General features: G+C 55.8%; 11 protein-coding genes. 7 read left to right on the forward strand and 4 right to left on the reverse strand.

Going from position 1 to position 12,475, the window contains the following annotated elements:
* Positions 1-42: 42 nt before the first annotated feature.
* The 4 genes from NI40_RS13250 to NI40_RS13270 all read left to right on the forward strand — a co-directional run bounded on the left by NI40_RS13250 (position 43) and on the right by NI40_RS13270 (position 3,787).
* A complete protein-coding gene (locus tag NI40_RS13250; RefSeq protein ID WP_039263613.1) occupies positions 43-1,023 on the forward strand; it encodes a GlxA family transcriptional regulator in 981 nt (326 codons plus the stop codon).
* 78 nt (positions 1,024-1,101) lie between these two features.
* A complete protein-coding gene (gene gap, locus NI40_RS13255; protein ID WP_039263614.1) occupies positions 1,102-2,112 on the forward strand; it encodes a type I glyceraldehyde-3-phosphate dehydrogenase in 1,011 nt (336 codons plus the stop codon).
* Between the two features lie 281 nt (positions 2,113-2,393).
* A complete protein-coding gene (locus NI40_RS13260) occupies positions 2,394-3,098 on the forward strand; it encodes a hypothetical protein (protein ID WP_039263615.1) in 705 nt (234 codons plus the stop codon).
* 209 nt (positions 3,099-3,307) lie between these two features.
* On the forward strand, positions 3,308-3,787 hold the full coding sequence (locus tag NI40_RS13270; RefSeq protein ID WP_039263617.1) for an Hcp family type VI secretion system effector: 480 nt from the start codon (positions 3,308-3,310) through the stop codon (positions 3,785-3,787).
* 48 nt (positions 3,788-3,835) lie between these two features.
* On the opposite strand, the gene NI40_RS13275 is transcribed toward NI40_RS13270, so the two are convergent.
* Positions 3,836-5,023, reverse strand: coding sequence for an MFS transporter (locus tag NI40_RS13275; RefSeq protein WP_039263618.1), 1,188 nt, complete (start codon positions 5,021-5,023; stop codon positions 3,836-3,838).
* Positions 5,024-5,138: 115 nt separating this feature from the next.
* Here NI40_RS13275 and NI40_RS13280 point away from each other — a divergent pair, with 115 nt between their 5' ends.
* Both NI40_RS13280 and NI40_RS13285 read left to right on the forward strand, forming a co-directional pair.
* Positions 5,139-6,095: an AraC family transcriptional regulator gene (locus NI40_RS13280; protein WP_039263619.1), complete on the forward strand. Its 957-nt coding sequence runs from the start codon at positions 5,139-5,141 to the stop codon at positions 6,093-6,095.
* Positions 6,096-6,197: 102 nt separating this feature from the next.
* A complete protein-coding gene (locus NI40_RS13285) occupies positions 6,198-7,883 on the forward strand; it encodes an alpha,alpha-trehalase (RefSeq protein WP_039263620.1) in 1,686 nt (561 codons plus the stop codon).
* A 493-nt stretch (positions 7,884-8,376) separates the two neighbouring features.
* Here NI40_RS13285 and NI40_RS13290 read toward each other — a convergent pair whose 3' ends face one another.
* Complete coding sequence (locus NI40_RS13290; RefSeq protein ID WP_039263621.1) at positions 8,377-10,479, reverse strand: TonB-dependent siderophore receptor; 2,103 nt, start codon at positions 10,477-10,479, stop codon at positions 8,377-8,379.
* 112 nt (positions 10,480-10,591) lie between these two features.
* Complete coding sequence (locus NI40_RS13295) at positions 10,592-10,846, reverse strand: GlsB/YeaQ/YmgE family stress response membrane protein (RefSeq protein ID WP_008502662.1); 255 nt, start codon at positions 10,844-10,846, stop codon at positions 10,592-10,594.
* A gap of 208 nt (positions 10,847-11,054) precedes the next feature.
* Between NI40_RS13295 and ycgR the strand changes: the two genes are divergently transcribed.
* A complete protein-coding gene (gene ycgR, locus NI40_RS13300) occupies positions 11,055-11,786 on the forward strand; it encodes a flagellar brake protein YcgR (RefSeq protein WP_039263622.1) in 732 nt (243 codons plus the stop codon).
* A 37-nt stretch (positions 11,787-11,823) separates the two neighbouring features.
* On the opposite strand, the gene emtA is transcribed toward ycgR, so the two are convergent.
* Positions 11,824-12,435: a membrane-bound lytic murein transglycosylase EmtA gene (emtA, locus tag NI40_RS13305; RefSeq protein ID WP_023312175.1), complete on the reverse strand. Its 612-nt coding sequence runs from the start codon at positions 12,433-12,435 to the stop codon at positions 11,824-11,826.
* Positions 12,436-12,475 lie beyond the last annotated feature (40 nt).

Below are 12,475 nucleotides of genomic sequence, written 5' to 3' on the forward strand. Positions count from 1 at the left end.
GCGTCGCTTGACTTATTCTGTGATAAAGGTACTTTTCAGGACATGAAGAAGATCCTGATTATTGTTCCCGACGGCGGCATGCTGTTTGAAGCCGCCGGTATCGCCGACATTCTGATGCAGGCCAACCGGCTGCATCCGGAAGGTCTTGCGCAGCCCCGCTACCGGATTATCATCGCCACCACGCAGCCTCACCAGGTGATCCACGGCCAGTCCGGCCTGAATCTGCTGGCGGACTATCGCCTGCCGGAGCTGGACCCGCGTGAACCGCTGGACACCATTATTATCACCGGACGCGGCATGAACGAGCAGGAGAGCACGGCGGTGGTGGACTGGCTGCACCTCGCTGCGCCGCACGCCCGGCGGGTAGCCTCTATCTGCGGCGGCGCGATGCTGCTGGCCCAGACCGGCCTGCTGGACGGTCGCCGCGCGACCACCCACTGGCGGCTGCTGGAGACGATGCAAGCCCAGTATCCGGCTATCCACGTCGAAGGCGGTCCGCTTTATATTCAGGATGGCCCCATCTGGACCTCCGGCGGCGTGAGTTCCGGGTTCGATCTGACCCTGGCGCTGGTGGAAGACGACTACGGATTTACCCTCGCCCGCGACGTGGCGCAGGATATGGTGATGTATCTGCGCCGCCCCGGCGGCCAGCTGCAGTTCAGCCGTTACAGCCTGCAGCAGCCCGGCACATCAGGCCCGATAAGCGAACTGCAAACCTGGATCCTGCAGAACCTCACCGCCGACCTGTGCGTGGAAAATCTGGCCGAGAAAGCGGCGATGAGCCCGCGTAATTTCACCCGCGTGTTTACCCGCGACGCGGGAGTTTCTCCGGCCCGCTACGTTACCGAAGCGCGTCTGGCCGCGGCCCGCCAGCTGCTTGAACAGACCCATGACTCCCTTGAGCGCGTTGCCGAGCAAAGCGGGTTTGGCACCAGCATTAACCTGCGCCGCATCTTTGAGAAACAGCTTCACCTCACGCCCGGCGAGTACCGCCAGCGCTTCCACTGCCGCAAGATGGCGTAATCTGATCCTTTTTTGTCGTTTACGCCAACCGGCCCGACGCCTACAGTGACTCCAGACAACAGAGATAAGGAGTGCACCATGGTTAAGGTCGGTATTAACGGTTTCGGCCGTATCGGACGTAATTTCCTGCGCGCGGCGCTGGGTAACCCGGATCTGCAAATTGTGGCCATTAACGATCTGACGGACAGTAAAACTCTCGCCCACCTGCTGAAACATGATTCCCTTCTGGGCAAGCTTCCCGCCCCGGTTGAAGCGGCAGACGGCGCGCTGCAGGTAGACGGGCAGCGGATCGCCGTATTTAGCGAACGCGATCCGGCGAATATCCCGTGGCGTGACGTCAGCGTTGACGTGGTGATTGAGGCCACCGGCTTCTTTACCGAGCGGGAAAAAGCGGCGGTGCATATCACCCACGGCGGCGCTAAGCGCGTCATCATTTCCGCCCCCGGGAAGAACGACGACCTGACGATTGTGATGGGGGTTAATCACGAGCAGTACGATCCCGCCCGTCACGCGGTGGTGAGTAACGGGAGCTGCACCACGAACGGTCTGGCGCCGGCCGCTCAGGTCCTGCATCAGCAGTTCGGGATTGAGCATGGCCTGATGAATACCACACATGCCTACACCAACAGCCAGGCGCTGCACGATCAGCCGGAGAAAGATCTGCGCGGCGCGCGCGCGGCGGCGCTGTCGATTGTGCCTTACTCCAGCGGCGCGGCAAAAGCGCTGGGGAAAGTGATCCCCTCCCTGGACGGCAAACTGACCGGGTACTCCCTGCGCGTGCCGGTGCCGGTGGTGTCGATTGTGGATTTAACGGTAACGCTGAGCCGTAACGTAACCGCCGAAGAGGTGAATGACGCGTTCCGCAACGCGGCCGCCAGCGGGCCTCTGAAAGGCATTCTGGGCTATAGCGATGAACCGCTGGTCTCCAGCGATTACCAGGGCGACCCACGCTCCTCGATTATCGACGGGCTTTCCACGCTGGTGATTGGCGGGAACATGGTGAAGATCCTGGCGTGGTACGACAACGAGTGGGGCTTCTCAAACCGTCTGGTGGATCTGGCGGTGTGGATGGATAAGAAAGGGCTGTAAGTCTTACCGTGATGCCGGGTGGCGCATGCGCTTACCCGGCCTACACATTATGTCATCATTCAGTAATATCTCCCCCTTCCTCGCTGAATATATAATTCTTAATAATCTCAAGATTATTTAACTCTTTCTAATTCATCGCATCAATTATAAAAACGCACCAATTAAGTTAGAAAATAGGTTAATGTTTATTCTTTATTTTACGTTTAAAAGTGCGAGTCCGATCACTGTCCTTAGTCGATAACGTAGACCATGATACACCCTGCACACAACAGGGACATATTATGTATTACAGCAAGGAAATTATAGAAAGAATTGGATCCGATAAAGATCTTGCATTAAGGCTCGATCGTGCCGTCGCGGGGGTAAAGGACGGTGCCATAGAATATTTAAATAATCTTGGCGATGCGACCACGCGATTGCTTTATTATACCTCTTGCTTCACTGATAATTATCAGGATGTCTGTACACAATTGCGTTCAGAAGACAAGAGGTTCATTTTTGGTGTTGTAGAATTAGTTAAACACAGAGATTTAATCTTCCGCATGGTTAAGATATATTTAGAAACAATGCTTAAAAACAGAAATGAAGATGAGAAAAAAAGCATACTCCAGAAAGTCATACCCTTCACAACCAATTATTCAGTTAAACAAGCTTCGAAATTCGGCTTAATTTATGCTGTTACAAAGTACATATGTTATAGCAATCAAATGAATACCGCAGTGCAAAGGGTGTTAATGACAAAAGTTGCTGGGAGAACGGGTGGCGTATTTTTAGTGTTAAACGGTTATGCAATGATTCAACACGCTGCCGACAGTGCCAATAATCTTAAAAAAAACGTTCCGTTATTTTACCATGCATTATATATGGAAAATATTGAAATGATGTTCTTTCTCATCGAACCCGTAATAATGAAAGCTGGCTATCTGAATGTTTATACAGCGTCAGACAATGATATTACGAATGCATTTATAAAAATGGCCCAATAATGCGAGAATTCATTAAGAGCATCATTAAACTTATTATCGAAGACTGGAAGAATGATTTGAAAGCATATGGCACAATTTTTGTCATTGTGATCTTATCAACGATACCAGCTACCTTCATCGAGGATGACCAAACCGCAATACTTATCATTGGGGCTATTGTTGTGATTGTTTTTTATATAGCGTACTTCTACGAGCCAAAAGGATGAAACATGTCTACACCAGCACATATATGGTTTACTGACGAAAATAACGCGCCCGTTTCAGGCGAGTGTTTAATGCCTACAAGATTGGGCTCTACCGAACTCAAATCGTTTAATCACTCCGTCTGGATCCCCACCAGTTCCAACACGGGAAAACTAACCGGGACACGCCTTCATGTTCCAATCACCTTTGAAAAAGAAATAGATCGCATCACACCCCATCTTTTTCGTGCCGTATGTACAGGCAAAACATTCAAATCTGCATTAATCAAAATGTATAAAATTGATGACGCCGGTATTGAGCGCGAATACTTCAATATCACTCTGGAAAACGTCAAAATAACCAGGATCTCGCCAGTATTGCACCCGCTCGGTATCGCAAGTGCGCATATGGAAGAAGTCGAACTCCGCTATGAATCGATTGAATGGAAATATTGCGACGGGAATATCATGTTTAAAGACACCTGGAATGAAAGAGCAACAGCATAGAACAATGAACACCCGTTAAGTCCCTCTCCCAAAGGAGAGGGAAAAGGCTCACTCTGCTTTCACTTTCACGCCCATAAACACAATCACCATCGCCGTTACCAGCAGAAGCCCGCTTCCGGCGAATACCCCGCTGGCGCCGTTGAGGTCAAATACCGCGCCGCCCCCGGCCGCACCGGCACTTATCGCCAGCTGAATTGAGGCCACAAGCAGCCCGCCTGCACTTTCGGCTTCATCCGGAACGGTAGTGGCAAGCCAGGTTGACCAACCCACCGGAACCAGACCAAATGCAAAGCCCCACAGCGCGACCAGGAACCCGTCCAGCATCGCCAGATGACCAAACGCCACCATGGTGAGCGCGAGAACGCCCATCGCGAACGGCACCAGCGCCAGCGTCAGGCGCAGATTACGCGCCAGCAGATGCCCGGCAACCGAGGTGCCGACAAAGTTGGCCAGCCCAAAGCCCAGCAGGATCAGCGAAATGGTCTCCACGCTCGCCTGCCCCACCGTTTCCAGGAACGGGCGCAGGTAGGTAAAGAAGGCGAAATGGCCGCTGAAAATCAGGATGGTCGCCAGCATGCCGCCAATCATCCCCGGACGACGCAGCACGCGGAACAGCGTACTCAGGCTGCCGCTGCTCTCCGGCTTCATGGACGGCAGGACCCAGAGCTGCCACAGCAGCGCCAGCATGCTCGGCAGAATGCAGAGCACAAAGACGTTGCGCCAGCCGATCAGGCTGCCCAGATAGCTGCCGAGCGGCGCCGCGACCACCGTGGCTATCGATACGCTGGAGAAGATCACCGCCAGCGCCTTCGGTACTTTACCCGCCGGAACCAGGCGCATCGTGGTCGCCGTCGACATCGCCCAGAATCCCCCGATGGCGATCCCCAGCAGCAAACGCCCCATCAGCAGGACGTGCAGGTTGGGCGCAAAGGCCACCAGCAGGCTGGAGATAATTTGCAGCACCGAGAAAAACATCAGCACCCAGCGGCGGTCGATGCTTTTGGTCGCTGGCGTAATCAGCAGTCCGGTTACCAGCGCCACCAGCGCGGTGGCGGTGACGGCCTGCCCGGCCATTCCCTCACTCACGCCCAGGCTCGCGGCCATCGGCGTTAACAGACTGGCGGGCAGAAATTCTGCCGTAATCAAACCAAACACCCCCAGCCCCAGTGAATAGACGGCCCGCCAGGCGGGTTTTGCAGGCGCTACAGCCTCGCTCGCCGCGACACATGAATTCATCTGTTTTTCTCCCGTTATAAAAATGTGACAACTGTCGCAAAAGCATAGAAGGTTCACCCTGGACGATCTATGACATATAATCTCCACTTATTGATTATTCGTCCGGAGTTGCGCCATGACCGTACAGTCACCCGATCTGATCAGCGAACTTTTACGCGGCATGCGTCTGTCAGGTGTGAAATACCGGCGGATCCAGGCCAGCGCGCCGTTTGGCGTCGCCTTCCATCAGGCGCCCGGTAGGGCGCAGTTTCATTTTGTGAGCCACGGTAGCGCCCTTCTGCGAATGGAAAGCGGTGCAATGTTCGAACTGAGCAGCGGCGATGCCCTCTTTATTCCTTGCGGTAATTCTCATGCCCTGCTCTCTGACGAGCGGGCAACCATTACGCCCGTCAATGCCTTTCCCAGCGAGCCCATCTGCAGCTCGGTGTGTGCCATCACCTGCGAGCCCTGCCCGGAAAGCGAGAACACCATCATCTTTAGCGGGTGCATGGATTTTGAGCTGGGCGGGATGCAGCCGCTGATCAAGGCGATGCCGGAAGTGATGATGGTCAGCCGGCTGATGTCCACCTGGCCGGAGATCCACCCGCTGCTGGCGGCGATGGAGCGGGAATCCGTTTCGCGCCATGCCGGGTACGCCGGGATCCTTGCGCGTCTGGCCGACGTGGTGGCGGCGTTAATCGTGCGCGGCTGGGTTGAAGGCGGATGTGGTAAAGCCACCGGCTGGGTGCAGGTTCTGCGAGACCCGCGCCTGAGCCGGGCCATTTACGCCATGCACCAGCAGCCTGGCCTGAACTGGAGCGTGGCGGATCTGGCAAAAGAAGCGGGCACGTCCCGTTCCGTGTTCGCCGAACGGTTTCTGGCCGCGACGGGAACCACCCCGGCAAAATATCTCAGCGAGCTGAGGATGCGGCTGGCCATCCAGTACATTCGCCACGAAAATCAGCCGATTGAAACCGTCGCGCTGCGGCTGGGGTACGGCTCTCTGGCGGCATTTAGCCGGGCATTTAAGCGCATCATTGGACATGCGCCTGGCACGCTGCGGGAAGCCAGCCAGACGCCGGAAGAGGTCTGACGGGCAGGCAATTATTAACGCGAAGCGGGCAATATTCGTCTAAGGTTTTCAGGTGATTGACAACAGCGGTCACGCTGTTTAGTGAAGACAGGAGACGAACTGATGATAAGACCTCGTACACTACGCCCCGCATTCTTGCCCCTTGCGTTAGGAGGCGCGCTGCTCGGCGTCACGACTTGCGGTTATGCCGACGATAGCCCCGCAGTCCAGACAACCTCACCCGATATTTTGCTGGGCCCTCTGTTTAACGATGTGCAAAGCGCCAAACTGTTTCCCGATCAGAAAACCTTCGCGGATGCCGTCCCCAAAAGCGACCCGCTGATGATTCTGGCGGATTACCGGATGCAGCACGCGCAGTCCAGCTTTGACTTACGCCACTTTGTCGAGATGAACTTCACGCTCCCTGCGGAAGGGGAAAAATATGTTCCGCCTGCTGGACAAAGTTTACGTGAGCACATCGACGATCTCTGGCCCGTGCTGACGCGCACCACGGATAAAGCCAGCAACAAATGGGATTCCCTGCTGCCGTTACCCAAACCTTACGTTGTGCCCGGCGGACGTTTCCGCGAGGTCTACTACTGGGACAGCTATTTCACCATGCTGGGCCTGGCAGAGAGCGAACACTGGGACAAAATCAGCGACATGGTGGATAACTTTGCGTATGAGATTGACACCTTCGGCCACATTCCCAACGGCAACCGCAGCTATTACCTGAGCCGCTCCCAGCCGCCGTTTTTCTCAATGATGGTTGAACTGCTGGCGACCCACGACAGCGATGCGCTGAAGAAGTACCGCCCGCAGATGGAGAAAGAGTATGCCTACTGGATGGACGGCGTCGACGCCCTTCAGCCGGGGCAGGCTAACAAACGCGTGGTGAAGCTGGACGACGGCGCTATCCTCAACCGCTACTGGGACGACCGCGATACCCCGCGCCCGGAGTCCTGGCTTGACGACGTGAATACCGCCAAAAGTAACCCTAACCGGCCTGCGACCGAGATCTACCGTGATTTGCGTTCCGCTGCGGCCTCGGGCTGGGACTTTAGCTCGCGCTGGATGGACGATCCGCAAAAGCTCGGCACCATCCGGACCACCAGCATTGTCCCCGTGGACCTGAACGCCCTGATGTTCAAGATGGAAAAACTGCTGGCGCGGGCAAGCCAGGAGAGTGGCGACGCCGCCAGCGCAAGTAAATACGAGGCGCTGGCAACGGCGCGTCAGAAAGCCATCGAGAGCCACCTGTGGAATGATAAAGAGGGCTGGTACGCGGATTACGATCTCAAGAGCAAGAAGGTACGCAATCAGCTCACGGCGGCAGCCCTGTTCCCGCTTTACGTGAAGGCGGCGGCGCAGGATCGGGCCGATAAAGTCGCCGCGGCAACTTCATCGCGCCTGTTGAAACCGGGCGGTATTGCGACCACCACCGTCAATAGCGGCCAGCAGTGGGATGCGCCAAACGGCTGGGCCCCGCTGCAGTGGGTGGCGGCGGAAGGGCTGCAGAATTACGGACAGGAGAAGGTCTCGATGGACGTGACCTGGCGCTTCCTGAAGAACGTTCAGCATACTTACGACCGCGAAAAGAAACTGGTCGAGAAGTATGACGTGTCGACAACCGGTACGGGCGGGGGCGGCGGTGAGTATCCGCTGCAGGACGGCTTCGGCTGGAGTAACGGCGTGACGCTGAAAATGCTGGATCGGGTCTGTCCGAAAGCAAAACCGTGCGACAGCGTGCCGGAGAATCAGCCTGCGGCGAATGAGGAGGCTGCGCCGGTGAAAGCTGCGGCGCAGTAAGGGAGTATTGCCGGGTGGCGGCTACGCCTTACCCGGCCTGCGCGTGCTAGCCCTCTCCCTCCGGGAGAAGGTTAGCCAGTAAGTTTTGAGCAGAAGCAATAACGTTGTTTCAGAACGCCTGAACGCTTTCAGCGATGCCATGGTCCGGCTGTAAATCGCTGAGGCGTTTGCCTTCCGGCCGGGGCGAGGCGCATGGATGCGCCGAGAGGGCGGGCTTTACAGGGATGTTACCTCCGCCCGTCCCCGATAAGCCGGAAGGAATACGCCGAGGGCACCGCGAAGCGGCGATTTACCGCCGGGAGCCCGGGTTGCCAGGGTGGTGGCGACTGAGCCACCCTGGCACGTTCACCGGTCGCATCGTTACAGAGTAGCAAGGAACATAAAGTGAACGGAATGACCACCGGAGCCGTATGTTCCCCCTCACCCTAACCCTCTCCCTCAAGGGAGAGGGGGCAGTCCGATTGCGCATTTTTGACGGGGTTCCCCTGGTTCCTTAGAAACTATAACTCGCCCCTAGCTGATACGTCCTGTCACGCCCAATCCAGCAGTTGGTCGCGTCGTAGCAGGTCAGCGTCTCTTTATTAGTGATGTTCTGCGCACTGGCCTTAAGCGTTAGCCCAGCCAGCGAGGGCAGGATTTCACCCATCCGGTAGGAAGCCGCCAGATCGTACTGCGTAGTGCCGCCCAGTTTACCCGCATCGTTTGCCGGAGAGATTTCCATCGGCCCGGTGTAGCGTGCCCCAGCCCCCAGCATCAGTCCTTTCAGCGGCGTGTTGTCAAAGGTGTAATCCCCCCAGAGGTTGAAGGCATTCTCCGGCACCTGCGTTGGACGTTTGCCTTTGTACTTGTCATCTTCCCGGTTGATCGCGTGGGTGTACGCATAGTTGGCAATCAGCGTCAGGTTGTCCGTCGGACGGCTGATGGCGGAGAGCTCTGCCCCTTTGGATTCCACTTCCCCGGTCTGACGATAGTTCAGGAAGCCCGGATCGGAGGTGACGACATTTTTCTGACGAATGTTAAACACCGAGGCGGTAAAGGTGGTGGCGTAGTCGGCCAGCAGATATTTCACCCCGCCTTCCACCTGTTTGCTGGTGGTTGGCTTGACGTCTTTCGCAACGAGCGTGCCCTGCGGCGACACCGGCGCAAAACCTTCTGAATAGCTGATAAACGGCGAAATCCCGTTATCGAAGGCGTAAAGCGCGCCCAGGCGTTTGGTGACGCGATCCTGCGATACCCAGGCTTTATCACCGTTTTGCAGGTAGTTGGTGGTAACGGAGCGGTAATCGTCGTAGCGCAGGCTGCCCAGCAGGTTGAGGCCGCCTAACTCTACCTGATCCTGTAAGTAGTAGCCGTTCTGCTGATAGCTGAGACGGTTTTTCTGGGCAGTATAGAGCCCCAGCGCGCTTTCCTGGATCTGTGAATAGTCAGGATGCCGCATATCGATGCCCGGCGTGGCCGACGCGTAGCGATAATGGAAATGGGAATTCAGCTTCTGATAGTCAAACCCGGCCAGCAGGTGGTGTTTCCAGTCGCCCAGGGCAACGGTTTTGGTCACCTGGTTGTCGATGTTGAAGCTCTTAAGGTCTTCATCGGTGGTGTAGGCAAAACGGTTGAGCTGATACGCCTCGCTTCCCGTCCCTGTCGCGTAGACGCTGCGCTGGTGGGTATCGACGTCGAAATAGCGCGCTTTCTGATTAAAGCCCCAGCCGCTGTCAAACTCATGTTCAAAGCTGTAGCCCAGCATCCACTGACGCTGCTTAAACCCGCTCCATTCGTCCCCGGCATAATCGCGCTTGCCCGCATATTTCGAGTGCAGGTAGGCGAGCGGCAGCGGGTTAGACGGCGTCAGGCTCGGGGTGTTTTGCGCCAGCGCGTCCAGGGTAAGGCGGGTTTTGCTGTCGGGCTGCCAGGTGACGGACGGCGCAACCAGGTAGTTTTCATACCGGGTGGTGTGCGGCTGATCGTCGTTTTCCGTCGCTTTGCCCAGCAGACGGTAGTTCCAGTCGCTGTCGGCAATCTGCCCGGTTGAATCGAGATAGCCCTCTTTCAGATTACGGTTTCCGGTGTTAACGCCGATTTCGGTTCGGGCTTCCCGCTGCGGTTTTTTACTTTGAATATTCACCAGCCCGCCCGGCGAACCTCCGCCGTAAAGGACCGATGAGGGGCCTTTCAGGATATCAACGCTGTCGATCAGCAGCGGATCGATGCGCGCTTTGGTATTGCCGGTGACGTTATAGGGCAGCTGCAGCCCGTTATAAAACTCCTGGTCAACGGTAAAGCCACGAATTTTATATTCGCTCATGTAGGAGGTATTCCCCCGCACCTCGGTTGAGACGCCCGGGGCATAGCGCAGGATTTCATTCACCGAATTCGCGTGACGCTTTTCAATTTCCGGCGCAGAGAGGGTCGTGATGACCTGCGGCGTTTTACTTTCGGCAACGGCCGATTTCGTGGCGCTGTTCGTCCAGGCCGGCAGCGCGCTGCCCTGCTCTGAGCCCGTGACGACGATGGTGGATTCTTCGGCGAACGCCGGGATCTGCAATGCCAGCGTGACGGCCCCTGCCAGAGCGCAAAGCGTAAAACGTGAGGTATTCATAATGTCGTCTTGTTGTTAGATGCAATACGGAACGACAATTATTATCATTTAGATTAACAAATCAATACTCAGGCAAAAAAACGGCCCTCCGCAGAGAGCCGTTTACGTCAATTTATGCTCGTCGCAGTAACCTGAATATGCCCAGCACCACAATGGCACCCACGACAGCGACCAGAAAACTGTGCAGGTCGAAACCACTTATGTTGCCTCCAAAGCCAAACATCGTCGCCAGCCAGCCGCCCACAACCGCACCAACGACCCCGAGTACACAGGTCAAAATAAAGCCGCCGCCATCGTTTCCCGGCATGATCAGTTTAGCGATAGCGCCAGCAATAAGACCAAAGATAATCCAGGCGATGATACCCATAGCGATGCCCTCTTGCAGGTTTAACGCGTGCGCAGAAAACCTTCTGCACAGCTAACTTAATTATAGGTCATCGCCGGAAAATCATTTTCATCTCACCGACTTATCTTTGGTTAAACAGGCAAAAAAAACTCACCGGTTTGTATTAAGTTTCATTGCAGATTGCCGATAACGCTAAGACAGTCTGTCATCAATCAAGGAGCCATCCGGCGTGAGTCATTACAGTGAGCAGTTCCTCAAGCAAAATCCGCTGGCTGTATTAGGGGTATTACGCGACCTGCAAAAAGGTGAAGTGCCGCTGCGCATCAGCTGGTCGAATAATCAGTTCATCAGCAAGATCCTTGACGCCTCGCAGGATCGGCTGGTGATTGATTTAGGCAGTCAGGAGTATGAAAACCGCGCGGCGCTGAAAGCAGAGAATATCGCTGTGATGGCCGAAACGCAGGGCGCCAAAGTGGAGTTTGTCCTGTCGCGGCTGGAACTGAGCGAATACCAGGGACTGCCGGCTTTTGTTACCCCGTTTCCGACCAATCTCTGGTTTGTTCAGCGTCGTGAATATTTCCGCATCAGCGCCCCGCTGCATCCCGCCTATTTTTGTAAGGCCAAAATGCCGGACAAAAAAGAGATCCGCTTCCGCCTCTTCGATCTGTCGCTGGGCGGCATGGGCGCGCTGATGGACACGCCGAAACCGGACGGGCTGGTAGAGGGCATGCGGTTTACGCAAATCGAACTGGATATGGGGGGCTGGGGTCGCTTTTATTTCGATGCACAGCTGATTGCCATCAGCGACCGCACCGTCGTGGACAGCAAAAATGAAACCATTACCACGCCGCGTCTGAGCTTCCGTTTCCTGAACGTCGGGCCCGGCGCGGAGCGTGAGCTTCAGCGTATTATCTATTCCCTGGAGCGAGAGGCGCGGGAACGCGCAAATAAGGTCCTGTGAAGAAATCGGGCAGCGTGACCGCCGCCCGTCTGCGGCATTACATGGCATCCATCGCTTTCTGTACTTTCCAGATATAACGAGGCGCCTGTGGTGCCGGGTGATTTTTCGCCACATGTTCAAAGAATTCGTCTTTGTCCATGTCGTTAATCTCTTCTATCGCCTCTTTGCGGTCAGAGGAGAAGGTTCTGAGCAACGCGCCGGCACCGTTAACGTAAGACACCACCAGCGCGTACTGCATCACCTCTGGATCCTTAATCCCCTTCAGCACGCCATGCTCCATGATGCTCAGGTAGGCCGTGCCCATTGAAATGTTACGTTCCGGGTTTTTGAGCTCGCTGGTCGACGGCTGGCCGCTCCAGCCCATGTAGCGATAAACCTCTCTCCCTGCCGTTGACGCTTTAAGCTGCATCAGCCCCACCGCGTTGGACTTGCTGACAAGCGTGGGATTACCGCCTGACTCCACCGCAATAATCGCCGTGATGAGACGCGGGCTGACGCCCCAGGCCTTCCCGGCTTGCTCACTGATCGGCATCCACTGCATGGCCCGTTTCACCGGCACTTCCGGGTTCCAGGGCGGATTTTGATAATCATGTTTTGAACTACAGCCAGCGAGCAACACAATCAAAAAAGCAAACCATCTCAATTTCACGTCATCTATCCTTATAGCCGGTCATCGCGGTGCGCCGCCT

Origin of the sequence: Enterobacter sp. E20 (assembly GCF_000801755.2) — a bacterium.
Taxonomy (GTDB): domain Bacteria; phylum Pseudomonadota; class Gammaproteobacteria; order Enterobacterales; family Enterobacteriaceae; genus Enterobacter; species Enterobacter asburiae_B.